The organism is Hellea balneolensis DSM 19091 (genome assembly GCF_000428525.1).
In the GTDB taxonomy this organism is placed as follows: Bacteria; Pseudomonadota; Alphaproteobacteria; order Caulobacterales; family Maricaulaceae; genus Hellea; species Hellea balneolensis.
The window spans coordinates 25540-52504 of the sequence record NZ_AUAC01000011.1 but is presented as its reverse complement, the minus strand read 5'-3'; the positions used below and the strand labels follow the sequence as shown (position 1 = coordinate 52504).

Genomic DNA, 26965 nt, shown 5'->3' with positions numbered 1-26965 from the left:
CTTGACTTGACCATCGGCGGGACGGCGGGTGAAGCCGCGGGCGATACATTCTCTGGTATTGAGTGGGTTTGGGGGTCCAATTTCGATGATAATATTACCGGTGATTTTCGAGATAACCGCCTGGAAGGCCGCAATGGTGACGATACCTTAAACGGGGAAGGCGGGAATGACCGCCTGCTGGGCGGCGACGGTAATGACATCATTGATGGGGGCGATGGTGTTGATACCATTTTCGGTCAAGACGGCGATGACATCATGAGCGGCGGCGCGGGGAATGATTTCTTCTTTGGCGGCGCAGGGGCAGACAGTCACGATGGAGGCGATGGAACGGATTCTGTCTCTTATCTCGCGTCTGGCCCTATCGCGATACAAAACGGCATCGGCGTAGGCGGCGACGCTGCGGGGGATACATATACAAATATAGAACGCTATTTTGGCTCGTCAGGCGATGATATTATCAATGCTTCAGGCGTCTTGCTTGGTAATGGCGGGAATGATTATCTGCTGGGGATGAACGGCTCGAATGATAGCCTCAATGGCGGTGCGGGACTTGATACCTTCGCTTATGATGTTACGGGCGGCGGCGCCGATGTTATCCAAGGCTTTTTTATCAACGAACAGATTTCAATATTGGGCGGGGACCCTGACTTTGATACCGAGGCTGAAATCCTGGCTGTAGGCACGGATGCGGGCGCCAATGTCATCTTTGATTTTGGAAATGGAAACACACTCACCATTGTCGGGGTAAACCTTGCGGACTTGCCAAGTAACACCTTCACCTTTGAAGGCCCGTTATTTTCAGAACCACTGGATGACCCCAACGCCTTCGCAGCAGATATCAATGAAGTCTTCGATATGGACGCGCTGATCTAGGAAAAGCTTCTGCAGATAGCGTGTATTCCAGCCTAGTCAGATTCCATGAATTTTGTTAGCAGAGCTTATGCTATCTCGATCTCTATTATCACTTTTCTCTTTATCGCTTTTGGGGTTGCCGGCTTGCGCGGCTACGCCTGATGCAAAACAAGCGTTAGCAGCGCAAAACCGAGGCGCAAATCCCGTTGCAACGCCGCCGCGCAATGCTCGTGCGTCGCTTTCACAGCAAGAGCGATTTAACCTGTGGAAGTCTGAATTCATCGCGCGCTCTGTGCGTATGGGATATGACAGATCTATGGTTGAGCGCCTTATTCTTCCAGCAAAAATAGAAGAGCGGGCTTTAGAGCGGGACAAGACACAACCCGAATTTTCAAAACCTGTTTGGTCTTATGTGGATAATGCAGCCAATGCTTCGCGGCTCAATGGTGGCCGCACCAAATTGGCAGAAAACGGCGAAGTGTTTGATGCGATTGAAGCCCGTTATAAAGTGCCGCGTCATATCCTGACCTCTATTTGGGGGCTTGAGACCGCATATGGGAAAATCATGGGCACTTATAATCCCGTGGACGCGCTTGCGACATTTGCCTTTGAAGGGCGCCGTACATCTTTCGGGGAGGCACAGCTTTATGCACTGCTCGACTTACTAAAGAGCGGCGCTGTGCGACAAGACCAACTCATTGGTTCCTGGGCGGGCGCGATGGGTATGACACAATTTATTCCTGCCACATTCCGAGATTATGCTGTGGATTTTGACGGCGATGGGAATAAGGATTTATGGGAAAATGAGGCTGATGCGCTAGGCTCTGCGGCGCATTATCTGTCTCGTCACGGATGGCGTTGGGGCGAGCCTGTTATGACCGAAGTGGCGGTTGACGCTGAGTTTGATTACAGTCTTCTGGAAGGATCAAAAAAAACAGTCAACCAGTGGACGGCTTTAGGTGTACGTCCTGTAGGTGGACAACGCTGGTCCGCAGAGGCCGGGTTTTTGGACGCGAAACTGATAGCGCCAGGCGGTCACCGTGGACCAAAGTTGCTGACATTTAAAAATTTCGACGTCATCAAAAAATATAATAACTCCACCAGTTACGCCATGGGCATTACTGTGCTTGGTGAAGCCTTGCGCGGAAAATCTGTCATTACAACGGACTGGCCTCGAAATGATAAGCCGCTCTCATTTGACGATAAGAAATCCATGCAACGCAAATTAAATCAGCTTGGCTTTAATGTCGGCGGGGTGGACGGTATAATTGGGCCGGGGACACGCAAAGGCATTCGTGCATGGCAAAAATCGCGCGGACTTCCTGCCGATGGATATATCGAACAGGATTTATTTAAACGGCTTATGGCGCAGTAATTAGATCATGCTAAAATCAATGGCATAAAATCATCTTATAAGACTGTTCATCTGATATATTCTATTTACTAGGGGAACAAAAAAAACTAACGGACGTTTGTTAGGCTTGAGTTTCCCAATAATGAGAGCTCAGGACGACATTTCACGCCTTTTGGGGTCATATTTCAGGGGGAAATATGGCTTGCGAGGCAAAATACGGGAGTTTCCCATGAAAACTATGAATTTTAAACACGCTTTAGTGCTGACAACAGCCGCTTTATTATCTCTGGGCGTTACAGCTTGTTCAGGCGAAAAAGCCTCAGAAATGAAAGAAAAGGCCGCTGAATCTGCGTCTGAAATGAAGACGAAGGCGTCAGAGTCCGCCTCTGATATGAAAGATGCGGCAAAAGAAGTTGCTTCTGAAGCAAAGTCTGACATGGAAGCCGCTGCCGAGCGGACTGCAGCTGAGTTGAAAGAGCAGAGCGAGAAAGTCGTGGATGCCGCTGAAACAAGCGCAGAGCGTTTGCAGACAGCTGGTAATGTTACAATGGCCGCAACAGAGCGCAATATTGCACGCCTTAAAGAATCCGGCGAAATTACAGCTGAAGAAGCTGATAAGATGATGGAAGCGGCAAAGGCTAAATCTGCTGATCTGAATAAGACAGCTGGCGAAGTTATGGAGCGCGCTGAAGACAAAGCAGACGCCATGAAGCAAGCTGGCGAAGACATCGTTGAGAGTGCCAAAGACGAGTAGTCTGCCGATCTAAACTTATTATATAAACGCCGTAGTGAAAATTGCGGCGTTTTTTATTGGCTGTGGATCATCCTCTGCTAAGAGAGTCTTATGCCCGCGCCGAAGCCCCTTACACAATGCGATCCGCCTGCGCTCGATTGGAGCCGCCCCGGAACACCTGCCGCCTCTGACTTTGGGGATATTTATTTCAGTGTGGATGGCGGTCTTGAAGAAACAGAAACAGTTTTTCTGAAAGGTTGCGGCTTGCCTGAGGGGTGGCAGGGCAGACGCCGTTTCGTTATTGGCGAATTAGGATTTGGCTCTGGGCTTAACTTCCTCGCGGCTTGGCGCATGTGGGAGGCCACTAAGCCAAAAAACGGGCGGTTGCATTTTGTCTCTGTTGAGAAGTTCCCATTTGATGCGGCGCAGTTAAAACGAGCCCTTTCCGCTTGGCCTGAGCTTAAAATCTTTTCCGCCGCTTTAATCGCGCAATGGCCAGGACGCGTGAAGGGTTTTCATCGTCTTCATTTTGGTGATGTTACGCTGACGCTCATACATGATGATATCGCTAATGGCTTGGACTCGCTTGATGCTAAAGTTGATGCTTGGTTTTTGGACGGCTTTAGCCCTGCCAAGAACCCCGATATGTGGTCCAGCGAGATTATGAAAAAGCTCGCGAGCTTATCTGCGCCAAGCGCAAGATTGGCGACATTCACCGTCGCAGGGACCGTCCGTCAGGCCTTATCCGAAGCCGGTTTTCAGGTGGAAAAGAAGGAGGGCTTTGGACGCAAACGTCATCGCTTGGAAGCCCGCTATCCCGGGGAGCGTGACATAGAGAAAAATATTGAAGCTCCAACTATTATCGGGGCTGGAATTGCGGGGGCGTCTTTGGTCAAAGCTTTTGCGTGGCGGGGCATTATACCTAACGTTATTCATGACCCTGATCATAAAGCGGCAAGCCATAATGCGGCGGCACTTGTTAAGCCTCGTCTGGATTTGCAAGATCGCCCAGAAAGCCGTTTTTTTCTGGGGAGCTATCTTTATGCGTTAAGCGCGTATCAAGATATGACTGTAATGACGGGAGTGTCGCATATCCCCAAAACAGAAGCCGAATCTAAACGTTTTGAAAAATTAGCCGGACAAGCACCACTGCCTCCAGAGCATTTCAGCTTTGATGTGGCGAATAATATCCTGGCGCTTAGCCGCTCTCTGATCATTGAGCCAAAACAGATTTTGAAAGATTGGCTTTCATTAGGAGCTTTATCAACGGACAAGCCAATAAAAGAGGGGCTTATGCTTCTTGCCGCGGGCTATGGTCTTAAGGAATTGCTGAAAGGCTGTGACATTAAACTGCGCTTTTCACGGGGGCAATTGACATGGGCAAATGGGGATATAGACGCCCCTGTGACCTATGGGGGTTACGCCTTGCCCCTAAATAATAGGCTTTTACTTGGCGCAACGCATCAGCGTTTGGACGGGGAGGACCCCTTCGCATTGAAGCACGAAGATGATGCCTCTAATCTGAAGAACTTTAAAACTTATACCGGAATTACAGCGCATCCGTCAGAGCTTCCTTCGCGGGCCTCTGTGCGCGTCACGACAGCAGACACTTTACCTATGCTTGGCGAAATTGATGAAAAGCTATGGCTGTTTTCCGGCTTGGGCTCCCGGGGTTTTGTTTTCGCGCCACTACTGGCCGAAGCGATTGTCAGCAAAATTTGCGGTGATCCCTTGCCTGTTTCCAAGACCTTATGGGCACGGTTTGGCCTCAGATAAAAACAAGATGCGCTTTCCGGCGAGAGAGAAATCCAACCTGAAAGCGCATCCTTTTTAAATCGTCTGTGGGAACGATTTAAATCCTGATTTCATTTATTTTCTAAAGCTATTGAGTTATCGGTTCACTGAAATATCGGCAGCACCGCGCTCTTTGCTGCGCACATCGCCGGTAACCTTATCGACCCATATTTCACTTGCGCCTGTTGCGATGAGGTCAGCTGTTTCGGCTTGCCCGCCATAATCAACTTCACTTGCGCCGCTAGCTGTAATCGTGAGGGTTTCTATATTGCCACCGTCAATATCCACATCTCCGCTGCCTGACACATCAATAGATACACGGTTGCCGACGATATCGCCAATGTCCAAATCACCGGAGCCGCCAGCGTCATAGATAAAGTCACCTGCAACATTCTCTACGTCGATGTCACCTGACCCTCGGCTTTCAGCCGCAAAGGAGCCGGCAATATTGCCAAAGCTAATATCACCAGAGCCTGAGACCGAAACATCTGCGCCAAGAACATTGTCAAATTCTGCGTCGCCGGAACCTGCGACGGACAGGCTCACAAATTTTGCATTATTGACGTTCAGATCACCAGAACCTCTGATATCGACAAAGACATCGCCAACATCTTTTGCGGTTAAGTCAGCTGAGCCGCGAATATTAGCGCGCAAGTCTTCTGCCACATCACCCAGATTTAATTTTCCGCAGTAGCGAAGGTCCAAATCTGTTTCGCCTAAGTTCTCTGCCGTAACAAAGGCGATCGTGTTCTGGATAATTAGCATCGTGTTATCTGGCGCGCTTATGGTGATTTGCGGATAGTCTTCGAGATCTTCATAGCCGCCAAATTCACCGGATTTTTCTTTTTTGAAAAGACCTAGGCTATAGCTGCCATAATAGCCTTTGCATTTATTCCCATCGGGGTCAGAAATGCCGCCATCAATTTTAAGACCGCTGCCTTGCTCGACTAGGTTTACGCCGCGCATATTCTTATCTTGGGTTATAGAAATGTTGCCGGAGGCACTGTTTTCGATTTTTATCGTCCCGACGAAATCTTCAATTAAAAGCTCTGGGCCATTGGCCAAAGCCGTGCCTGTTAAGAGGGCTGTGGCTAATGCGGCTAAGCCTGTTTTTTTCAACATCTGGCCTGCTCCTAAAACCGGATCGCAATGACGCGATCATTATTGGTCTTGATACGCAGGGCGAAGTCAGAGACATCGCCGACATCCGTGCTAATACCGTCTCCGTCAGCGCTGATAACAATGGCGCCTGCATTCAGCTCGACGGATTTGGGGGTTATGGTCTCGGCGTTGAGGCCTAAACCGCCAACGCCAATCAATGATATTAAAGCTACTTTGATCACATCTCTCTCCTTTAATGATCAGGTTTCGCGGCGGACGGGTCTAGTTTTCTAGATCCCGAAAGTCGCGGCGTAATTTCCACTCTTTGCTCGTGATAGAGCGCTCCAGGTCTTGCATCCGAGTTTCTAAAGAACGAAACTTGGATTTTACGTCACGAAAATTTGTCGTGCGCACTAATGGCTCTTCTGGGTTGGCGCGATGCTTACGTTTGGCGCGACGCGCTTCGCGATATTCACGGCGATAGGGGGCTCTCGTATCCTTTGGAATAAATACCCAAAGAATGAAATAGGCTAGGATTGGGAAGCCCAAGAAAATCACAGACAGTACAAAGGCTATCCGCATAATGGTGTGATCAATCCCAAAATAATCACCAAATCCTGAACAAACGCCTCCAAATACACCATCTATTTTATTGCGGCGAAGTTTCTTATGCGGCTCTGAATAGACATAGCCATCATCATCGCCTTCCCAAGTTTCATCCCACATCATGCGATGTGCTTTATTTTTATATCGTTTTGTCATTATTCTCTCTCCAGTTCGGGACTTCATCGTCGAGGATGCGCTCCAGGACATTGACGCGCTGATCAAGGATGTCGGCAATTTTTGACATTTGGTCGAGCTCTGCGATTTGGTCGCCGCTCATATGGTTCATCATGCGTTCTTTATGCTTATAATGCATTTTCAGCATGCCTGATCCGATGCCCATAACGATGGCGATAATCGGGATCATAAATACGAGAATTTCAGGTCTCAGCATTAGGTTTCTCTCTCTTTAATGGTTGGTTCGGGTCTGCCCGAGGCAGTTTGCGAGTTGAAGGGGGAAGTAGCGCTCCGCCAATGCTGCAGACCCAAACCTGTTTTTATTACTTGTTAGCCGCTTTTTTAGCCGGAGCTTTTAAGCTGGCTTTTAAAGCTGCAAGTTCGTCCTCAATAGCTTCGTCAGCTTCTAGGGCTGCAAATTGGCTCTCAAGGCTCTCGCCTGATCCGAGATCAAAGGCTTCGACATGGGCTTCGAGCTCATCGACTTTGCGCTCCATGCGCTCATAACGAGCCAAGGCATCATCGACTTTATTGTCATTAAGCTGTGTGCGCATCCGGATTTGACCGGTCGCAACAGTTGTGCGCATCATAAGCGCCTTGTGCTTAGCTTTAGCTTCGTCGAGTTTTGTCTGAAGTTTAGATAAATCGCCATCAGCTTTAGCAACAGCTTCGTCCAAAATATCAATCTCTTTCAAGACAACATCGCTCATTTGCTCGGCTTGCTGTTTGGCTGCAAGGGCACCCCGGGCGAGATCTTCACGATCTTTCGTAAGAGCGAGCTCAGCTTTAGCTGCCCATTCACCGGCGCGGGCTTTATAAGCCTCGGCTTTGCGAGAAAGCTCTTTGCGCTCTGCGATGTTGCGGGCGGCATCCGTGCGAACTTCGACCAATGTGTCTTCCATTTCCTGAATGATCAGGCGGGCAATCTTCTCCGGGTTCTCGGCCTTGTCAATCATGGCGTTGAGGTTGGAGTTGATGATGTCACCCATGCGAGAAAAAATTCCCATAATACGTCTCCTTAACGTGGTGCTTTAAAATATAGCTGAGATGATAAAACCGGCGGCAAAGAAGCCCCAACATTCCATCTTGCGGGTTGAAAGGTAGCGAAGGAAGCGGGCGCCTTTTAAGCGCCAGCTATCTTCAGTTTTGTAATCTTCGTAACGGCTCATTGCGGTTCCTTTTTAGTGCGTTTGCATATTTGGTCTCAAAAACCGGGCCTTATTCGCCCGTTTTTTGAGGCATTTGATTTTTCCTAATGCAAGCCGCACTAGAATCCGAAACCAGCTATGCGGGCGCCGCTTGTACGGCGGCTCATCAAGGATGAGTGACGGCGTGAACGTGAGTGACGGGCGGGGTTGCTTGTTTCGAAAGCAGGCGTGGCACTGCCTGTTTCAATTCCGCTATCAATGTCAAAAGTTCTGTAAGTCATAATTTTCTCTCTCTTTCTTTTTTGTCGTCTCCTATGCTGAGACGTTTGCCTCAGCGACAAATTCAATATGTCGATTATCGATAAAAGAGTCGAGAATTTTTAAGTTATTGAATTTATTGTATTTTTATCTTTTTTTAAAATTAGCCCATCTTAATTATAGTAAAAATTACTAATATAACTTGATATTTGACCAATAAAAATAGTATAAATAGTCATGTCAGCGATACCTGCACAGCCCATCGGTCAATCCGATTCTTTCCATGCCTTGTTGGATAGGGTCTCTGATGCGGCCTCTTTGGGTCGTCCAGTCATTGTTGTAGGCGAAAGAGGTACAGGAAAAGAGATGATTGCCTCGCGCCTGCACTTCTTATCCCCGCGTTGGGAGGCACAATTTGTCAAAGTCAACTGCGCGGCCTTTTCGGATGAGATGCTCGACCGAGAATTATTCGGGCAAACTTTCATGGATGGGCAGGATGATACGAATGGCCGTTTTTATGAAGCTAATGGCGGGACCATATTTTTAGATAATATAGAGACTCTCTCTCCTCGCTTGCAGGAAAAACTCATGCGAGCGGTAGAATATGGCGAATATGAAGCCGGCGGGGAGGCTTATACGCAGCAAGTTGATGTGCGTATTGTCACGGCTACGGGCATCGATTTACCAGCTGCGGTCGCGCGGGGTGAGTTTCGCGTTGACCTTGTCGACCGCCTCGCCTTTGACGTGATCACAATCCCGCCCTTGCGCTACCGCCCAGAAGATGTCGCGCCTTTGGCGGAGCATTTTGGACGTAAAATTTCGGGAAGTCTCGGGGCAGACAGTTTTCCAGGTTTTACGCCCGAAATTATGGTAGAGCTCGAAACACGTCCGTGGACTGGCAATGTCAGAGAACTGAAAGCCGTTATTGAGCGCAATGTCGCGCAGGCTTTTTTGCGGGATGAAAGCTTGAGCGCGCCCATTGCAGAGCTGAGTTTTGATCCCTTCGAGGGACCTTATAGATTAAGAGATAGCCGCCCCCCGCCTCAAATAGAGATGCCGGAAAAACGTCCTATATATAAAGGCAGTTCCGAACTCTCGGGTAGCAGCACTTTATTACCTGCTACAAAAGGACAGCCCGTTACGCCTGAGCTTGAGGTCAAGCAAAGTTTTGTAGATAGGATCATGGTCTTTGAGCGCCGCTTAATCGACGAAGCTATGAAGCTCTCAGATGGCCATCAAGGTAAAGCGGCCAAGCATCTAGATTTGACTTATCATAGCTTTCGAGGCCTACTTCGAAAGCATGGACTTAAGAAGTAGAGCGGCCAAGTCTCAATATAATCAAACCCAAAGCCCAAGAGGCCCATTTCTCAATCACATCAGCTACCACGCCGTCTATATTTGCAAATATAACGGCAGTTAGGAACCCTATTACAATGGCTGCTAAGACATAACCGCCCGTGACTCGCCATCCGAGACACTTCGTTAAAATGACCGGACCGAAAGCGGCGCCTAGAGCAACCCAGCTAAAGAGGACGCGCGAAAAAATATCTTTTGGCAAGTAAAGCGTCATTAAAACGGCAATGACCGCAACGCCAATCATAGCGAGCCGGCCTGCCAATAACGCTTTTTTCGGATCGCTATAGGTCACGCCCATATCGTGGGATACGGCAGAGGCTGCCGCGAGGAGAAGGCTATCCACGGTAGACATAACCGCAGACAAAACAGCTGCGGTGACAATGCCTGCCAAAACCGCGGGCAGATAGGCCGCTGCGGCAGCAAAAAACAATCCTTCTTGCCCAGTCTCAATTCCGCTTGCGCGTCCTGCTAGAGCAAGACAGACAAGCCCAGAATAAATAACAACACCCCAACCCATTGTAATAGCCGCGCCTTGGCGCCGCTCAAGAGGCGACTTCACAGCCATTATTCGATTGAGAAGTTGCGGCTGTCCCAAGGCACCAAGCCCTGTACCGAGCAATCCCATCGCCGCGCCAATCCCGGCAATGCCTGCCGCTTCACCAGTATAGTTGAAGAATGAGCTAGGTTCTTGCGTCTTCAAAACCGCAAACACTTCATGCATGCCGCCCGCTGCTTGCACGGCCGCAAAGGGCACGAGGATGCAGGCGAGCATCATGACAACCGCCTGCAAGGCATCCGTCACCGACGCTGCTAAAAACCCGCCCATTAAACAGTAAATCAAAATCACTGCCGCGCCGATGAGAATAGACTTTGTCGCTCCTAGGCCAAAGACCTCGGTGAGAGCATTACCCGCCGCTTGGAATTGTGAGCTAATATAAAAGACAAAGCAAAAAAGTATCATTGCGGCGCACATTACGCCCACACGCCGCGCCCATTTTGGCGCTATATCGGCAGTGATAAAATCAATAACGGTGAGGTGCCCCCGCTCCGCTGTTTCCGTATTAAGACGCGGCCCCATGACCAACCATGTCATGACATAACCGCCAAAAATACCGGGAATGAGCCAAAGTCCAATGAGGCCTTTACTATAGATAATCCCTGTGAAGCCTAGCAGCACCCAAGCGCTTGACGTCGAGGCGGCATAAGACAGTCCTGCGGTCCAAGCCCCGAGGCCTTGCCCCGCTAAGAAAAAATCATTTTCCGTCTCAACGCGCTTTGATGCCCAATAGCCAATGGCGAGCAATATGACTTTGTAAGCCACCAAAGTCAGAAGAACGACTGTTGTGGCTTGCATTAAGCGGCCTTTTTAACAGTCACGGGCACGCCGTTGAGTACAGCATTACCCGACAGGTCATCGACGATAGCAGGGTCGGTCAGATCGTTCATAGACACGCCTGGTTTTTCTGCGGCCACGGAAAGCTTTACGCCTTTGCGTCCATGCCCATAGCCATGCGGCATCGAGACGACGCGCGGCATAATATCTTCGGTAATTTCTATGGGTAGCTCGACAGTGCCAACATGATTGGACACTTCTGCTATCTCCCCATCGATAAGGCCAAGAGCTGCCGCATCATTAGGGTGAATCATCAGTGTACAGCGGTTTGGTCCTTTGAGCAGGCGGTGTGAATTATGCAGCCAACTATTATTGGAGCGCACATGACGGCGTCCGATCAGGCTAAAGCTGTCCGCGGCGGGCCCACTAGTCTTGCTTATAGGAAAGTCAGCTTTAAACGCCGCTAAATCTTTCATCGGCATTTCTGGCGCGCAGTGAATGAGGCCATCATCTGTCTTGAGCCGCTCAGGTAAGCGCGGCTTAAGCGGTCCCATATCGTAACCATTGGGGTGGGCCTCCACTTCAGAAAGGCTAATTTTATGAGGTGAGCATTGCATGATTTGGTCGAGAATATCGCGCGGCTCAATCTTTGCTAGCGGCTCATTCTCGCCTTTGGCCACGCGGATGGCGCCTTCTAAATCCGCCATGATCTCCCAATCGTCTTTCGTGCCTTCCGCTTTCTCAAAGATGGCTGGCGAATAGGCAGCGTAATTGCGAATGGCGAGCGGCGTGAAGAAAAGTGGGTAATGGTCTTTCTCTAGCGGTCCGCATGGCGGTAAGATATAATCGGCGTGGCGAGTGGTCTCTGTAATATACATATCAATTGACACCATTAACTCGAGCGTCTCCAGAGCGATATCTAATTGTCTGCCGCCGGGCGCAGAAAGAACGGGATTGGCTGCGAGGGTTAGCAAAGCGCCGATCTGGCCTTCTCCCTCTGTTGTAATTTCGGGTGCTAATTCTGCGGCAGGGAGCTCGCCCAAAACTTCAGGGCGGCCCGAGAGGCGTTGGTGGTAACGCCCATAAGACCCTGTGCCGCTACGCTCGACAGGATCAATAATGGAATCGGGAAACATTACGCCGCCTTCGCGGTCCACATTTCCAGTCGAGATATTGAGCAGCTGTATCAGCCAATGGTTTAGTGTGCCATGTTTCACAACGGAAACGCCCATTCGCCCATAGACAATCGCGGGCTGTCCGCTTCCGAGCTCTGCGGCTATGCCGCGAATATCAGCCGTAGGAATGCCGCAATAGGCTGATAGCTTATCCAGGTCATATTGATGGATGGCTGCCCAAGCCGCGCCCCAATCTTTCAGCATTGGCATAAGGCGGCCAGGATTCACAAGCCCCGCTTCATCCAGCGCTAATAAGAGGCCTAAGAACAAGGCCGTATCTGTGCCAGGCTTGATGAAGTGGTGGTCGTCTGAAATTTTAGCCGTCTCGGTCTTGCGCGGATCGACTACGACAAATTTACCGCCGCGCGCTTGTAGGCGTTGAATACGTTTTTTTACATTTGGTACGGTCCAAAGAGAGCCATTAGAGGCCAGCGGATTACCGCCCACGCAAAGCATATACATAGTGCGGTCAATATCGGGTACGGGGTAAAGCGCGTTATGTCCGTAAACCCATTTCTGGCAAATCATATGGGGGAGTTGATCAAGTGTGGAGGCTGAGTAAAGCCCTCTCGCGCCCCACGCCTTGGTTAATCCGCGCATCGAAAAACTGCTCGAATAATTATGGGCATTGGGATTGCCCAAAAAGATAGAGGCAATTTTCGGCCCTGCGACAATCTCTTGATGTTTGGCCGCAATTTCTGAAAAGGCTTGCTCCCAGCTAATCTCTTCCCAATTATCACCGACTTTCTTTATGGGCGTTCGCAATCGATCCGGGTCATTTTGCAGATCAGGAATCGCCGTCGCTTTGGGGCAAATATAGCCTTCAGATAAAACATGATCAGGATTACCCGTAACTTTTGTAACCTTGCCGTCTTCTACGGTCATCAAGGTGCCGCAATTTGCTTCGCAAATGTGGCAGGTGCGGGCGTGGATCTCTGTCATAAGGCTTTCCAATGTGTTCTAAATACCATTATGGGGATTAGAAATGATTTGCAAATGCGTAAGAAGGTTTACCTTAAATATGCGGTTTTTATTTAGTTTGGGCGCGGTACTCATATTATTTTCGGGCTGCGCCTCTTCTGAGTTGAGTGACATACCATTTGAGCGCGCTGTTCCTCAAACTGAGCGTGAAATCGATTTTGCCAAGTCCACTTTGGAAGTTTTGCAAGATCGCTCTTTTGATAAAAACCGGGAATATTGCGGCTATATTGGCATAACGGCAGAGGGTGCCTATGTGGCTTCGCCGCCTAAAAAGGGACGTAAGGGCTCTTGTCGTCCAAGAGCCGTGCGTGAGGATTTCAGAACGCTGGCCTCCTATCATACACATGGCGCATTTTCACAGGATTATGATAGCGAGATTCCGTCAACAGACGATCTGTTATCCGATATGGAGGAGGGTATTGATGGTTATGTGGCAACACCGGGTGGCCGTATTTGGTTTATTAATGCTAAGGCCGAGAGGGCTGTGTTGTTATGTGGGGAAAATTGCGTCACATCTGACCCCGACTACGATCCGCGAGACAGTCTAAGTATTGCGTCTGAATATTCGTTAGAGGCCCTAATTGAGCTTGATAAAGAGTGAGACTTACCGCCGAAACGCCAAAACCCGCTTTGCTTTTTTCACCACAGGGGCCTCAATAAATTTTCCGTCCATCAGCACGACATTTCCGCCGGCAGCTTTATCGGCGGCAATAACTTTTTCGGCATAGGCAATTTCGGCCTCGCTTGGTGACAGCGCGGCATGAATGCGATCAATTTGAGCGGGATGAATGGCTGCCCGCGCGTGAATACCTAGTGCTTTGGCTTGGCGCGTTGTGGCTTCGCAATCGTCCAAATCGCGAATGCGAATATGCGGCACATCGAAAAGCTGCACGTCAAAAGCACTTGCTGCCGCGACAAGGCGCGAACGAGCATAAAGATGAGTCTCCCAGGCTTGGTCACAATCCACATCACCTGCATAATCAATGGAGCCATACATGCCGATACTCACGCGGGAGTGGGCAAAAATATCTTCGCAGTGAACAAGGCCAGCGGCGCTTTCTATAATCCCAACAAAAGTGCCTAAATTATCGGGCAGAGCTTTATCAACATCTTCTATTGCCTCGCGAGAGGCCACTTTCGGTATCATGATGTATGGCAGTGTCAGTGCGCAAGATTGTAGGGCAGCAATATCATCTATGCCATATGGCGTATCCAGACTATTTATACGCAATGAGACATGTGGATGCGACGTCTCTGCGAGCCATTTCAAAACGTCTTTACGAGCTTGCGCTTTCTCGTCTGGGCCCACGGCATCTTCAAGGTCGATACAAACCAAGTCAGCCCCGGCCTGACAAGCTTTTTCAAAGCGGTCCGCGCGATTGCCGGGGACAAAGAGAAGAGAGCGATAATGTGTCATAGGCACATCATAAAGAGGAATGCGGGTTTGACAATTTAACTTACGTCAAACCCGAAGTTTTTACGCTTATTTCAAGCGGCGGCGCGTTGGATTTGGGCCTAAGGCGCGAACACCTCCGCCGCGGCGACGTGAAGGTTGATAAGCCACACGGCTATGCGCTGTGCAATAAGGCTCGTCTTTATCGGCTGTTTTACGTCCGCAGAAACGGAATTCTGATTGGCTTGGGTCGCCAATGGGCCATTTGCACATATGATCCCGAATAGTGAGGATTGTTGCATATTTGCCATTCGCCATGGGCTTCGCCTCAATAGGCGGTGGAGGCGGCGGTGTTGCGGCTACAGCTGGGCTCGGCTTACGCGGTGCGGACGGCTTTCGAGTGACACGTGTCCGCGTCGTACTTGTCTTGCGCGCGGCCTTTTTAGACGGGTTGGATGGCTTGGCTCGTCCTGATAGGCCCAAGCGATGAACCTTACCGATAACGGCATTACGCGTCACGCCGCCAAGCTGCTTTGCAATTTGACTTGCTGACAGGCCTTCTGCCCATAATTTTGTAAGTATTTCTACCCGGTCTTCAGTCCACGCCATGTCTTGGAATCCCCTTCTTTGGAATCAAAAGCGGGCCTAAGGGCCCACCCAACAAATATTCACCTATGTGCGGTTTGCGCCGCACTATATATAGTATCAGGTTTTAAGCCCCCTCATGACCTGACACAACATAATGTAAATATTTTATGACAAACCACAAGATAAGCTTTTAAGCTATCCACAGGATTCAACATATAGTGCGCAATCATTGCGCAAAAAATTACCTCAAAAGCGCTAATCCTTAGGCTTGGCTTGCAAGAAGGGCCATGATACGCCCCACCTTAGATAATCATAACTCGTAGGAAAATTCGTCATGAGCGATATGCAAAGCTTGGAAATTTCCGCAGCACCGAATGAGCGTGAGTTTGGCCTCATGAATTGGATGGGACTTGCCACGCTTTACAAGAAAGAAGTTAAGCGCTTTCTTAAAGTGGGCCCACAGACTTTGCTCGCGCCTGTTATATCTAATCTGCTTTATATGACCGTTTTTGTGCTCGCTTTTTCAGCGCTGCGCCCTGACCCCCAAGCTTTTATGGCCTTCCTCGCGCCGGGCCTTGTCATGCTCGGTATTTTGAATAATGCGGCGGCCAATAGCTCGTCCTCAATCATGACCGGAAAGATGATGGGCAGCATAACAGATGTGTTAATGCCGCCGCTCTCTTATTTCGAATTGGCGCTGGGCTGGATTGGCGGTGCGGCGACGCGGGGTATTCTTGTTGCTATTGTCACCTCAATCGCGTTGAGCTTTTTTGCGCCCATGATTCCTATGAAGCTTTGGGCCGTATTGTTCTTTGGCATATCCGCTGCCTTTATGATGGGCATGATAGGCGTGCTGTCGGGCATTTGGGCTGAAAAATTTGATCAACTCGCTGTCGTGAATCAATTCATTATCCTGCCGCTCTCATTTTTGTCGGGTACATTTTATTCAATCGATGTTCTGCCTGCGAGCTTTCAAAAACTAATTTTATTTAACCCGCTTTTCTATCTGATTGACGGGTTCAGATATGGTTTTCTCGGCACATCTGACGGACCGATTATGACAGGTGTTATTGTGACCTGCGTAATTAATATAATTCTCTTCACGCTTGTCCTGAACGTTATTAAGTCAGGTTGGCGAATTAAATCTTAGGAGCCGAAAGGAAACATCTGATATGGCTGATGGCGATCATCTTTATAATACTTACAAGCCCCCAGCACAGGACTTTGTGCGCGGTGAAGGCGCTTATCTCTACACTGAAAATGGCGATAAATATCTTGATTTTATCGCGGGAATTTCTGTCAATTGCTTAGGGCATAACCATCCCGCCCCCAAGGCAGCTCTGATGGAGCAAGCGGATAAAGTTTGGCATTTATCAGGTATGTTCCAGCTGACCGAGGCTAAAAAGCTTGCTAAGAAATATTGTGACGCTTTGCCCTTTGCCGAGAAAGTTTTCTTCACCAATTCCGGCGCTGAGGCGATTGAATGCGCGATGAAGACGGCACGTAAATTCCATTATGATAACGGACAGCCGGAACGTTTTGACATCATCACCTTTCAAGGTGCATTTCATGGCCGTACATTTGCGACAATCAATGCGGGCGGTAATCCAAAATATCTTAAAGGCTTTGGCCCTGCATTGCCCGGTTTCATTCACTTGCCTTTTGGCGACCATGATGCGTTGAAAGAGGCGATATCAGAGACAACTGCGGCTATCTTGGTTGAGCCCGTCCAAGGCGAGGGCGGTTTGCGCCCGCTCCCCGAAGTGTGTTTGCGCGGTCTGCGTGAGCTTTGTGACGAAAAAGGCATTTTGTTAATTTATGACGAGGTCCAATGCGGCGCGGGACGGACAGGTAAGCTATTTGCCCATCAATGGGCGGAGGGTGCTGAACCTGATATTATGGCTGTGGCGAAAGGTGTTGGCGGCGGATTTCCGCTTGGAGCCTGTATCGCAACTGAGGAAGCCGCAGCAGGTATGGTGCCCGGCACGCATGGCTCCACTTATGGCGGTAATCCTTTAGCGGCCGCTGTTGGGAATGCAGTGTGGGACGAAATCTCCAAGCCTGAATTCTTGGAGCAGGTTGAGCGCGTCTCAAATTTCCTCAAGCAGCAATTTGAGAGCCTCAAAGATGAGTTCCCGGATGTCGTCTCTGAGCTGCGCGGCAAAGGACTGCTTTGCGGTATGCAGCTCAAAAAACCGGCCGTTAAAATCCGAGCCATGATGCTTGAGCATAAACTGTTGGGCGGTTCTGCTGGAGATAATGTTTTGCGTTTGGCACCACCGCTGATCATTACAGAAGATCACGTCAGGGAAGCTGTCGGTATATTGCGCACATGTTTTCAGCAAGCCAACAGTCTCGAGGATTTCGAAACTTAAATTATTTTTAATATGTTCGGAACCGCAAACGCGTCTCACGCGTATCTAACTTAGGGTTAAGCTTCTTTCGATAGCGAACACCCGAGGCGTTCGATCTCAAGGTTACCCCACAATGGCTAAGGGGTCGATCGTCTTTATTAACATGATCGGATAACTTCATCTCAAAAAATTCTGCTTTCCTCACGCCGCTCTTTTCGCTAATTGTTGTTTTTGCGTGAGGGACCCATGCCAAAACACTTTCTGTCTTTAGCGGATATCGATGCAAGCGAGTTGCGCGCAATCCTTGATGAAGCCCACCGAATAAAAAAGGCTCGGCAAGGCTTGGCCAAAGGCCGTCTTGATCCGGATGCGCCGTTTAAAGGCGAGACCCTTGCCCTAATTTTTGAAAAATCCAGCACGCGCACACGTTTCAGCTTTGACATGGCGATGCGTCAATTAGGCGGCAGTTCTATCACAGCCACAAGTCATGATATGCAGATCGGGCGCGGCGAGACGATTGAAGACACAGCTAAAGTGCTGTCCCGCTTTGTTGATGGTATTATGTTACGGGCTAATAGCCATGAAACACTTACGACTCTCGCCCAAAATTCCGATGTGCCCGTCATAAATGGGCTGACGGATTATAATCACCCTTGCCAAATTATGGCGGATTTACAAACTCTGGAAGAGCGCGGAGGTCATTTAAAGGATATGACTCTGACATGGGTGGGCGATGGCAATAATGTGGCTGTCAGTTTTATAAATGCCGCCGCTAAATTTGACTATAGGCTCCGCATCTCTTGCCCTGATGGGTATACCGTGCCGGACCAAACCCTTGAAGCAGCAAGAGCCCAAGGCGCAACTATTGAAACCATAACCGACCCTCTTAAAGCGTGTGAAAATACGGATGTCGTCATTGCAGATACATTTGTGTCCATGGGTGACACCGATGCCAAGAAACGCCTCTCAGACTTAATGAGCCACCAAGTCAATGACGCGCTCATGAACGCGGCAGCAAAAAATGCAATATTCCTCCATTGCCTCCCCGCTCATCGCGGCGAAGAGGTTGCGCCTAGCGTCATAGATGGTCCGCAAAGCGCAGTCTTCGACGAGGCAGAGAATAGATTACACGCGCAAAAGGCGGTTATTCGTTGGTGTTTAGAGGCGTAAATCCGCCATTGAGGACGGTTCAGTCACATTACAACCACAACCTTGGTAAATTTCGCGTCAGTTTGTGCTATAAATTTTGATATTATACGTGAGCGTTAAGGTTCACTTTAAGCCTAATCTTAACTTATGGAGAACCCGAGTCGCGGTTTCCATGTCCGCGTCAGAAATACCCTCGGAGGCAATAACGGGAATAAGAATTATGGGGGAAACCAATTTGTTTTTTTTGTCTAAGCCTTCCTTTGTTAATTTTACAATCTTTTTTCTATCATCATCAGGAGCACTCTCACGTGATAATAACCCTGCCTTACACATTTTCTTAATTTGTTGGGACGCGACACTCGGTGTCATGAAAGCAAGGTCAGCCACTTCTTTTTGTTTTCTTCCTTCTTCGGGCCAAGACAAACGAAGAATATGAAAAAAACCAACAGAAATATCGGCTTTTGCAAGAGCTGTTATAAGAGCATTTTCAAACGCTCTGAATGTGCCCCGAACTTCATAGGCAATGTTTTCACGGGGATTTTCTGAAAAAGACATCTATCTGCTTTCGTAACTTCATGTTGGAGTAGAGACCTCAATTAGGAGGTGGTTTTGACGTGGAAAACGTTCAAATCAGCCCTGAAAATAACAATATCAATCCACTTTTTGAAGGGTCATTTCGCATGAATATATGTGTTGCACAACATATATATAGTGTTATACCACATATAGTGTTACAACAGTATAATTTGAGGAAATTTACTATTTTTAGGCTATAGAGATTTGCGAATTATGTCTTTCTTGAAGAATAATTTTACAAATATTTACCGTCTCCAAAACGGGAACAACCCTTTTGTGGGCAATACAGGTTTAAACTTGTTTCCTAGCCACACGAGATATCCATGACTCATCTCAATATCTTGCTGATTGACCAAAGCGTTGAGGAATTTCAATGGACTAATCGTGTTCTACAAGACTGCTATGACGGTGAATACACTCTGACCCATGCTAAGACTTTAGCCAAAGGCAAACATCTTATCCAAACTAAAAAGCCTGATCTTGTTCTGCTTGATCTTTCATTTGGCCGGAACCTAGCGGCTCTGGGGTTTGACAAAAAATCGAACGCTCCGGTTATAATCAGGTCCTCAAGGATTGATGCCACTTACATTAGAAAGCAGAAAATGGCGCATGTTTATGATTTCATCGATAAATTTAACCTGCGTAAACGTCTCACCCATGGCCTTTTGGAGGCGCTGTAGATTAGAATTATAATCCAAATCATAAGTCGTGATAATTCACCCTGATCTATCTGCTCGTAGACCTAAGTTCGATTATTGCGATCCGTAATCGGCCTCAGTGTTTTTAAAAGATACTGAGTTTGACAATATATTGCTGTTGATGGTTATCATGCGCCAATGGCTTGAAGCACAAAACAAAACTTTTGAGCGTCTCGTTGTCAAATGTAAAACTGAGTTAATGTGGAAATGAGAGTTTTATTAGCCCGAAGGCCGAAGCTTATGCTTTGGCCTTCACTTTTTACAATAATGCCATAAGGACTTTAAATGGCCTCTTCCAAAAACATTCAGCTTTAACATGAAAATGTCTTATAGCCTCATATAGGACTATACAGTTTCGATTTTGCCGATTATGGGCAAAGTTATGACAAAGAAAATTTCGCGCAGGGGTATATTAGGGGCTTTGACAGCGACGAGCGCTGTAGCGTGTGCGCCTGCGAGTTCAGTGACTTTTACAGCCGCATCTGAGGCTGCCTCGGGTAATTTCGCCCACGGCATAGCTTCGGGTGACCCAACAGCCGACGCGGTTATTCTTTGGACACGTATCACGCCTGATAACCCTATGGCAGGCCCTGTTGAGGTTATCTGGGAGATGGATAAAGACGCGGATTTTGCCTCGCTCGCGGCGTCAGGAACCGTCACAACAAGCGCCGCCCGTGATTGGACCGTCAAAGTAGATGCCTCGAACCTTGAAGGGGATGAGCCATATTTTTATCGGTTCCGTCTGGCTGATAAAATATCACCTGTCGGGCGAACAAAAACCTTGCCACGAAATGCAGTAGACTCGGCGCGCTTCGCGGTTGTTTCTTGCGCGAATTGGGAACACGGCTTTTTCAACGCTTATGACCATATTGCGCGTCAGGATCATTTCGACGCTCTTATTCATTTGGGCGATTACTATTATGAATATGGCGCAAATGTTTACAGCAGCGGATCAGACATTGACATTGGCCGCCGCCATGTTCCTGAAAATGAAATTGTCACGCTCGAGGATTATCGCCTTCGCCACGGGCAATATCGTAGCGACCCGAGCCTACAAGGGGTTACAGCGAAAATGCCGTTAATCGCGATTTGGGATGATCATGAGACGAGTAATGATAGCTGGAAGGGTGGAGCGGAAAATCACGATGATAGCGAAGGGCCTTGGGAGGCCCGCCGCCAAGCCGCGTTGCGGGCCTATTACGAATGGATGCCTATACGCGAACCGCGAGCCGGGCGTGTGCGCTCTGATATTTTCCGCAGCTATGAGTGGGGTGATCTGCTCACCCTCGTAACTGTCGAGACGCGGCTGACTGCGCGGGCAGAACCGCTTATTATTGAAGAGTTTTATCCTGACATTAAAGCCGCTGGAAACGCCGATAGTTTTAAATCCGATATTTTGGGTGACCCGTCCCGCGAAATGCTCGGCGAGGTACAAAGTGATTTTATTGTTAAAACCCTCAAGGCGTCCAAAGACAAAGGCACAGCTTGGCGCGTTATGGCCAATCAAGTTATTATGGGGCGCTTGCTGACCACGGACATGTCCCCCTATGTCGATGAAGCCTCGATGCAAGTAATTGAAAAAGACTGGCCCGGTGTTCGCGACAGCATGGCCTTGTCCAAATATAATCTGCCCGTCTATCCTGACAGTTGGGACGGATATCCAGTGGCTCGTGAGAATTTTTATCAGCGGCTGATAGGTGCTGGCGTGCAAGACATTGTCGTTCTCACAGGGGACGCGCATGAATTTTGGCTCAATGAACTTACCACAGAAGCGGGCGAGCAAGTTGGTGTCGAATGCGTGACGACCTCGGTCTCATCTAAAACACTGACCGCTTATCTCGGCGATGGCACAGCGGATTATTCTTTGCTATTGACGCAAAGCAACGAAGATGCGCGTTATTATAATGCGCTTCACAATGGCTATATCGATTTCTCACTGACCCGCCGCAGAGGGACGATCCGCATGATGGGCGTCTCGACGGTGAAGTCGTTGGAATATGAGGCGTTCGAAGCCGCGCGGTTCACGCTCAAACCCTATAAAGACAGCATAAAGGTGGGAAGTCCTAAGGGCCTCAACCTAAAACAACGTGCTTTATTTAGTGGATTGGGCTAGCCTTATATGTGGGCAATTATGCTCATGGCTTTGCCAATAACAGAATCAGCTCTATAAGAGCGACATGAACGACACCTCTAACCAAACATATCAAGTTCTCGCGCGTAAATACCGCCCGACAACTTTTGAAGATATGATCGGCCAAGAGGCTATGGTCACGACGCTGCAAAATGCATTCAAAGCGGGGCGCGTAGCCCATGCCTTTATGCTGACGGGTGTGCGCGGTATCGGCAAAACAACAACGGCGCGGTTGCTGGCGAGAGCGCTTAATTATCAAAGCGATACTGTGGCGGGCCCGTCGGTTGAGCTAGGCACGCCCGGTAAACATTGCGAGCTGATTATGAGCTCATCGCATATGGACGTTTTGGAAATGGACGCAGCCTCGCGCACGGGCGTTGAAAATATGCGAGAGATGCTGGACGGGGTGCGCTATGCCCCTGCCACGGCCCGTTATAAAGTCTATATTATTGACGAGGTGCATATGCTTTCGGCGGGGGCGTTTAACGCGCTGCTGAAAACGCTCGAAGAGCCGCCAGACCATGCGAAGTTTATTTTTGCGACAACCGAAATTCGTAAAGTCCCGATTACGGTGCTCTCGCGCTGTCAGCGGTTTGATTTGCGCCGCGTTGAGGCGGATGCCTTGCACGCGCATCTGTCTAAGATATGCGATAAAGAAGGTGCAAAAGTCTCTGATGAAGGATTGGCCCTTATTTCCCGCGCGGCGGAAGGCTCAGTGCGCGACAGCCTCTCACTCTTAGACCAAGCCATTGTACAATCTGGTTTGGATGGCGGCGAGGTGACGGGTGACCAAGTTCGCACCATGCTGGGCCTGGCTGATCGCGTGCGTATTCTCGATCTCTTTACGCTCGCCGCGACGGGTGACGGCAAAGGCGCTTTGACGGAAATGCGCAGTCAATATGACGACGGCGCTGCGCCCGATATTGTTATGCGTGATATGCTCGATATTTGCCACGAAGTCAGCCGCGCGAAAACGCTTGGCCCGGATGCAGCTTTTGATGCCGCGCCTGACCAAATTGCGCGCTTGCAGGATTTGGCGGAAAAGTTGTCATTGGGGCAATTAACGCGGATTTGGCAGATGTTGCTTAAGGCCCATAATGAAGTGCGTATGGCTCCTGCACCTTTGGCTGCTGCGGAAATGGCCTTGCTGAAATTATCGGTTGCGGGACAAATGCCTCCGCCTGAATTGGCCGCGCAAATTATAGAGCAGATGAAAGCAGGGGGCATCACGCCGCCTATTGTGTCGTCCTCTGCCCCAACGCCTGCGTCCCCCACACCGCCTTCAACAGCTATGGTGGCATCATCAGGTGGCGGCGGGGTGTCATCTGCTCCCGTGCCCGTTACGGCTCCGCAAGCCGCGCCAACGCCAAAATCAACGGTGATGCTCAGCTCTCTTGAGGATTTGATAGAAGCCCTTCCCAAATCACAGATTGCGCTTAAGTCTGATATTAAACGCTATGTGCGTCCCATCCGTTTTAAACAGGGGTCAATTAGTTTTCAGCCGGCGGACGGTGCGCCTGTGTCGCTTACAGGAAAAATTGTCTCCGCGATTAAAGAGCTCACAGGAGAGCTTTGGATTGTCTCACCCGAAACCACCGGCGGCGGCGCGACGCTTAATGAGATAAAGAAAGACGCCAAAGCCGCACAAGACGCCAAAGATCGCGCTCATCCTGCCTTTAATCATCCGCTGCTAGCAAATGCGCGTCTCATTGAAATTCGAGAGACAGAGCCTACATCTGTTCCAAGCAACATTATTGATGGAAATTTCGGAAACCCCGAAGAATAGGTAAATGCCATGAAAGATTTAATGGGCCTGATGAAGCAGGCAAAAGAGATGCAAAAGAATATGGCTGCCGCGCAAGCGCAGGTCGCTGATATCATCGTCGAAGGCCGCTCCGGTGGCGGACTTGTCACAGTGGAGCTTGCAGGCGGCGGAAATATGAAGTCCCTAAAAATCGACCCATCCCTCTTCGGCTCGGCTGAGCAAGACGATATGGAAATGGCCGAAGATTTAATTGTAGCCGCCTATCAAGACGCGAAGGTTAAATTAGATGAGGCGCAAGCGAAGACTATGAAAGACGCCATGGGGGATATACCCCTCCCGCCCGGGATGAATTTGCCGTTTTAGTGTTGGAGCTAAATAGGCCTCTCATAAAATATGAGTTTATCGGCATTTTTTAGCGGCTCTGCCGATGGCTTTTACTGCAGGCACCATCGCGTCTAAGTCAGGTGGGCGGTTATGGAGACGTTTCTTAAAACCCTCGTGCTGTTCTCCATAGAGATAAAATCCAGCGACAATACGTTCCTCATCTGAGAGGCCTTTCATAGCTTCCTTGAAAATACATTTACAGTGTTTTTCTATAGTGCCGTTTCTTCTCTTTCTTAGATATTCGGGCTTTGCTTGGCAGGCTTCCATAAATTCAGTTCGCATAAGGACGGTTATATTGGTTTCGGTCTTAGCGATTTCTTGTGTAGCGCCAGACTTACTCGGCGAGCAAGCCAGAACAAACATAACAACGAAGCTTAACAATAAGATACGCATGCGGATACTTATCCTACCCATTTTTTGTTTTTGGAAGAATACCTTTAATATCTAAATGAAAATCTGAACACTCATTGTTTATACTTAAATGAATTATAGGTGATGATGATTTATGATCACTAAACTCCACCCTTTGCACCTATCTTCGTTTTCAGCTATTGTCTGTAAAAGAAACCCATTCATGGGCATAAATATATAGGGGATGTTCTGTGGGAACTGAAATCTTAAACGCGGAACCGCTTAGCTCTATGGGACATAAGCGGACCCAGCGCGGGCTTTTTTCGGCCTTTTTAGATGCCGCAAACACCCATGGCGGGGATAAGGTTGTTGCCATTGATGGAGATGGGCGAAGCTTTCGCTATAAAGATTTTTTAAGGGCCTCCTTGGCGCTGTCAGTCCCGATCAAGAAAATAACACGCGGCGATGAGAATGTGGGTATTCTCCTGCCGACAGGCGCAGGGGCGGTTATTGCCTTTCTCTCTATTCATGCGGCGGGTCGCGTTCCGGCCATGCTGAATTTTACGGCGGGAATGAAGAACCTTATAGCCGCTGCCGATACCGCGCCCTTTGATACGATTGTCACGGCGCATAAATTTATTGAAATTGCAGGGCTTGAATCTCTGGTGGAGCAGCTTTCTGAATTTGCGACCATTCTTTATTTGGAAGATCTACAAAAAGAGATTGGTATTGCCGCAAAAGCCAAAGCGGTTTTGGGCCCGCTCCTACCGTCACTCTTTGTGCCGCGGCCTGCGCCTGACGAGACGGGCGTTATTCTCTTCACTTCCGGCACAGAGGGGAATCCTAAAGGTGTTGTTCTAACCCATTCTAATATCTTAGCCAATGTCGAACAGATTGAACAACATGTTGAGCTTGAGGAAGATGATATTATTTTCAACCCGTTGCCGACTTTTCATTGTTATGGCCTGACGGCGGGGACGCTCTGGCCCATTTTTAGCGGACGAAAAGTCGTTCTCCATCCGTCGCCATTGCAGACAAAGACCATTGCCAAACGTATTTTCAAAACAAGGGCGACTGTTATTTTTGCGACGGATACATTTCTTCAGCAATATATGCGGGCCAGTAATGAGGGCGGGCTGAACTCTCTACGTATCGCGGTGTGCGGCGCGGAACGCGTGCGCGAAGAAACCCGTAAAACCGCTGAGCAGCGCTTTGATATGGAAGTGCTCGAAGGTTACGGCGTCACCGAATGCGCGCCGGTTTTGGCGGCTAATCAACCCGGCGATATTCAGGCGGGTACGATTGGGAAAATGCTACCCGGTATCGAAGCGCGTTTGGAAGCTGTTGAGGGCTTGGATGAGGGTGGCCAGCTTTGGGTGCGCGGGCCCAATATTATGAAGGGCTATATTTCGCCCGATAATCCGGGGCAAATCGTGCCGCTCGCGGATGGCTGGCACGATACAGGTGACGTGGTCTCTATCAATGATGATGGGCATTACGTTATTCGCGGACGTATTAAGCGCTTCGCCAAAATTGGCGGAGAGATGGTCTCGCTCATGGTGGTCGAGAATTGCGCATCGGCCGTTTGGCCCGAAAAAATGCATGCCGCCGCGATTGTGCCTGACCCGAAAAGGGGCGAGCAAATTGTTTTGCTAACGGAGCAAAACGGCGCAAAACGGCGTGAGCTTTTGACATGGGCGCAAACTCACGGCGTGCCTGAAATTTCAGTGCCCAAAAAAATCATTACTGTTGAGAGCCTGCCTGTATTGGGCACAGGCAAGCTCGACTATGTTAGCATCACAAACATGGCGAAAGAGGCTCTGAGCGCATGAATAGACGGGAGGTAATGAGCGCGGGCGTTGCAGGCGCGGCGCTGACGGCATGCGCTTCTCCAAATGCAGGGGAGAGCATTACGCCGGAGCAATACGGCAAAGCGTTTGAAGGCTTTGCCGTAAATATTGAAAGTTGGTGGCGGGACGTACCTTTTGAGGCTCGCTTTGACCTCGCGGCAAAAAACCATTTTTCCCATGTCGAGTTTTGGTTCATTGATAGTTGGGACCGCAAAGCGTCAGATCTGGCAAAACTTGCTGGTGATGCGGGCGTGAAGGTGGCGCAAATTGTTGGAGATGCTCCCGCACTGGCCAAACCCAATGTGCACGGTGAGTTTTTGGATAATATCAAACGCGCCATAGACAATGCGAAAATATTGGACACAGATATTGTCACGATTACAGGGCATCAGGATGTAGAGGATGTTTCGACTGGAGATGCGCTTAAATCCTATCAAGATCATTTTGCTGCTTCTGCTGAGCTCTGGGAAGCGTCGAGCGTCTATGCCGCGATTGAACCTTTTAATCCTTATGATCACCCTGGTCATTTTATAAATGGCCATAAAGAGGCGCAGCGTATCTGCGAAGAGATTGGCTCGCCTTATATTAAAATGAATTGGGATCTATTTCATATGCAGCGTCATGAAGGAGAACTGATTGGGAATCTTCGCCGAGGTAAAGATCAGATTTGCTATATGCAGCTTGCCGATAGTCCTGACCGTCATCAACCCGGCACAGGGGAGATTGATTATAAAAATGTGATCCGCGCTTGCCGAGAGGCGGGTTACACGCGTCCCATCGGTCTCGAGCTTTGGGCTAAAGATGATAATTACGCTCGGGCCCGTGAAGATATTTATAAGTTGGCTACAACGCTCTAAGGAT

At 49.1% G+C, this 26965-nt stretch carries 27 protein-coding genes and 1 pseudogene; 15 read left to right on the top strand and 13 right to left on the bottom strand.

Features of this window, described 5'->3' with window-relative positions:
• The 4 genes and pseudogenes from F569_RS19180 to mnmD form a co-directional block, all read left to right on the top strand.
• Positions 1-873: pseudogene (locus F569_RS19180) on the top strand (calcium-binding protein); the annotation flags it as partial.
• Between the two features lie 67 nt (positions 874-940).
• The gene (locus F569_RS0114575; protein WP_034389118.1) at positions 941-2227 is read left to right on the top strand and encodes a lytic murein transglycosylase; all 1287 of its coding nucleotides are present in this window, start codon (positions 941-943) and stop codon (positions 2225-2227) included.
• Between the two features lie 208 nt (positions 2228-2435).
• The gene (locus F569_RS0114570; RefSeq protein WP_026942801.1) at positions 2436-2960 is read left to right on the top strand and encodes a hypothetical protein; all 525 of its coding nucleotides are present in this window, start codon (positions 2436-2438) and stop codon (positions 2958-2960) included.
• A gap of 90 nt (positions 2961-3050) precedes the next feature.
• Positions 3051-4715 carry a tRNA (5-methylaminomethyl-2-thiouridine)(34)-methyltransferase MnmD gene (gene mnmD, locus F569_RS0114565; protein WP_026942800.1) on the top strand — a complete coding sequence of 555 codons (1665 nt, stop codon included), beginning with the start codon at positions 3051-3053 and terminating at the stop codon, positions 4713-4715.
• Positions 4716-4829: 114 nt separating this feature from the next.
• On the opposite strand, the gene F569_RS19175 is transcribed toward mnmD, so the two are convergent.
• From F569_RS19175 to F569_RS19620, 7 genes are all read right to left on the bottom strand, one after another.
• Complete coding sequence (locus F569_RS19175) at positions 4830-5855, bottom strand: GIN domain-containing protein (protein WP_026942799.1); 1026 nt, start codon at positions 5853-5855, stop codon at positions 4830-4832.
• Positions 5856-5866: 11 nt separating this feature from the next.
• Positions 5867-6076: a hypothetical protein gene (locus F569_RS0114555; RefSeq protein ID WP_026942798.1), complete on the bottom strand. Its 210-nt coding sequence runs from the start codon at positions 6074-6076 to the stop codon at positions 5867-5869.
• Between the two features lie 40 nt (positions 6077-6116).
• Positions 6117-6596, bottom strand: coding sequence for a PspC domain-containing protein (locus F569_RS0114550; protein WP_026942797.1), 480 nt, complete (start codon positions 6594-6596; stop codon positions 6117-6119).
• A complete protein-coding gene (gene pspB, locus F569_RS18360) occupies positions 6580-6831 on the bottom strand; it encodes an envelope stress response membrane protein PspB (RefSeq protein ID WP_051279934.1) in 252 nt (83 codons plus the stop codon). The genes F569_RS0114550 and pspB overlap by 17 nt, the downstream gene beginning before the upstream one ends.
• Before the next feature lie 106 nt (positions 6832-6937).
• A complete protein-coding gene (pspA, locus tag F569_RS0114540) occupies positions 6938-7621 on the bottom strand; it encodes a phage shock protein PspA (protein WP_026942796.1) in 684 nt (227 codons plus the stop codon).
• A gap of 24 nt (positions 7622-7645) precedes the next feature.
• A complete protein-coding gene (locus F569_RS19625) occupies positions 7646-7783 on the bottom strand; it encodes a hypothetical protein (protein ID WP_154813766.1) in 138 nt (45 codons plus the stop codon).
• 98 nt (positions 7784-7881) lie between these two features.
• Complete coding sequence (locus F569_RS19620; protein WP_154813765.1) at positions 7882-8043, bottom strand: hypothetical protein; 162 nt, start codon at positions 8041-8043, stop codon at positions 7882-7884.
• A gap of 214 nt (positions 8044-8257) precedes the next feature.
• On the opposite strand from F569_RS19620, the gene F569_RS0114525 reads away from it, so the two are divergent.
• Positions 8258-9337, top strand: coding sequence for a sigma 54-interacting transcriptional regulator (locus F569_RS0114525; protein WP_026942795.1), 1080 nt, complete (start codon positions 8258-8260; stop codon positions 9335-9337).
• Here F569_RS0114525 and F569_RS18355 read toward each other — a convergent pair.
• Together F569_RS18355 and F569_RS0114515 are read right to left on the bottom strand one after the other, a co-directional pair.
• The gene (locus F569_RS18355) at positions 9327-10730 is read right to left on the bottom strand and encodes a sodium/proline symporter (protein ID WP_034389116.1); all 1404 of its coding nucleotides are present in this window, start codon (positions 10728-10730) and stop codon (positions 9327-9329) included. The two genes, F569_RS0114525 and F569_RS18355, sit on opposite strands and share 11 nt — an antisense overlap.
• On the bottom strand, positions 10730-12826 hold the full coding sequence (locus F569_RS0114515; RefSeq protein ID WP_026942794.1) for a molybdopterin oxidoreductase family protein: 2097 nt from the start codon (positions 12824-12826) through the stop codon (positions 10730-10732). The genes F569_RS18355 and F569_RS0114515 overlap by 1 nt, the downstream gene beginning before the upstream one ends.
• Before the next feature lie 79 nt (positions 12827-12905).
• On the opposite strand from F569_RS0114515, the gene F569_RS18350 reads away from it, so the two are divergent.
• Positions 12906-13466, top strand: coding sequence for a DUF4329 domain-containing protein (locus F569_RS18350; RefSeq protein WP_051279933.1), 561 nt, complete (start codon positions 12906-12908; stop codon positions 13464-13466).
• 3 nt (positions 13467-13469) lie between these two features.
• Here F569_RS18350 and F569_RS0114505 read toward each other — a convergent pair whose 3' ends face one another.
• Together F569_RS0114505 and F569_RS18345 are read right to left on the bottom strand one after the other, a co-directional pair.
• Positions 13470-14282: an HpcH/HpaI aldolase/citrate lyase family protein gene (locus tag F569_RS0114505; RefSeq protein ID WP_034389114.1), complete on the bottom strand. Its 813-nt coding sequence runs from the start codon at positions 14280-14282 to the stop codon at positions 13470-13472.
• Positions 14283-14348: 66 nt separating this feature from the next.
• The gene (locus F569_RS18345) at positions 14349-14867 is read right to left on the bottom strand and encodes a GcrA family cell cycle regulator (protein WP_034389112.1); all 519 of its coding nucleotides are present in this window, start codon (positions 14865-14867) and stop codon (positions 14349-14351) included.
• Between the two features lie 313 nt (positions 14868-15180).
• On the opposite strand from F569_RS18345, the gene F569_RS0114495 reads away from it, so the two are divergent.
• The 3 genes from F569_RS0114495 (at position 15181) to argF (ending at position 18370) form a co-directional block, all read left to right on the top strand.
• The gene (locus F569_RS0114495) at positions 15181-15996 is read left to right on the top strand and encodes an ABC transporter permease (RefSeq protein WP_026942792.1); all 816 of its coding nucleotides are present in this window, start codon (positions 15181-15183) and stop codon (positions 15994-15996) included.
• A gap of 22 nt (positions 15997-16018) precedes the next feature.
• Positions 16019-17221 (top strand): aspartate aminotransferase family protein, encoded by a 1203-nt coding sequence (locus F569_RS0114490; protein WP_026942791.1) that lies wholly within the window; start codon positions 16019-16021, stop codon positions 17219-17221.
• Positions 17222-17446: 225 nt separating this feature from the next.
• The gene (argF, locus tag F569_RS0114485) at positions 17447-18370 is read left to right on the top strand and encodes an ornithine carbamoyltransferase (RefSeq protein WP_026942790.1); all 924 of its coding nucleotides are present in this window, start codon (positions 17447-17449) and stop codon (positions 18368-18370) included.
• Positions 18371-18472: 102 nt separating this feature from the next.
• On the opposite strand, the gene F569_RS0114480 is transcribed toward argF, so the two are convergent.
• Positions 18473-18904 carry a MarR family winged helix-turn-helix transcriptional regulator gene (locus F569_RS0114480; RefSeq protein ID WP_026942789.1) on the bottom strand — a complete coding sequence of 144 codons (432 nt, stop codon included), beginning with the start codon at positions 18902-18904 and terminating at the stop codon, positions 18473-18475.
• Between the two features lie 344 nt (positions 18905-19248).
• On the opposite strand from F569_RS0114480, the gene F569_RS0114475 reads away from it, so the two are divergent.
• The 4 genes from F569_RS0114475 to F569_RS0114455 all read left to right on the top strand — a co-directional run bounded on the left by F569_RS0114475 (position 19249) and on the right by F569_RS0114455 (position 23882).
• A complete protein-coding gene (locus F569_RS0114475; protein WP_026942788.1) occupies positions 19249-19605 on the top strand; it encodes a response regulator in 357 nt (118 codons plus the stop codon).
• Between the two features lie 400 nt (positions 19606-20005).
• A complete protein-coding gene (locus tag F569_RS18340; protein WP_162143790.1) occupies positions 20006-21736 on the top strand; it encodes an alkaline phosphatase D family protein in 1731 nt (576 codons plus the stop codon).
• Between the two features lie 64 nt (positions 21737-21800).
• Positions 21801-23540 (top strand): DNA polymerase III subunit gamma/tau, encoded by a 1740-nt coding sequence (locus F569_RS0114460; protein ID WP_026942787.1) that lies wholly within the window; start codon positions 21801-21803, stop codon positions 23538-23540.
• Positions 23541-23549: 9 nt separating this feature from the next.
• A complete protein-coding gene (locus F569_RS0114455; protein ID WP_026942786.1) occupies positions 23550-23882 on the top strand; it encodes a YbaB/EbfC family nucleoid-associated protein in 333 nt (110 codons plus the stop codon).
• A 36-nt stretch (positions 23883-23918) separates the two neighbouring features.
• Here the strand turns inward: F569_RS0114455 and F569_RS0114450 are convergent, their stop codons facing one another.
• Positions 23919-24296 (bottom strand): hypothetical protein, encoded by a 378-nt coding sequence (locus F569_RS0114450; RefSeq protein ID WP_026942785.1) that lies wholly within the window; start codon positions 24294-24296, stop codon positions 23919-23921.
• A 209-nt stretch (positions 24297-24505) separates the two neighbouring features.
• On the opposite strand from F569_RS0114450, the gene F569_RS18335 reads away from it, so the two are divergent.
• Both F569_RS18335 and F569_RS18330 read left to right on the top strand, forming a co-directional pair.
• On the top strand, positions 24506-26086 hold the full coding sequence (locus F569_RS18335) for an AMP-binding protein (RefSeq protein ID WP_051279930.1): 1581 nt from the start codon (positions 24506-24508) through the stop codon (positions 26084-26086).
• The gene (locus F569_RS18330) at positions 26083-26961 is read left to right on the top strand and encodes a TIM barrel protein (protein WP_084169046.1); all 879 of its coding nucleotides are present in this window, start codon (positions 26083-26085) and stop codon (positions 26959-26961) included. Before F569_RS18335 ends, F569_RS18330 begins: the two co-directional genes overlap by 4 nt.
• Positions 26962-26965 lie beyond the last annotated feature (4 nt).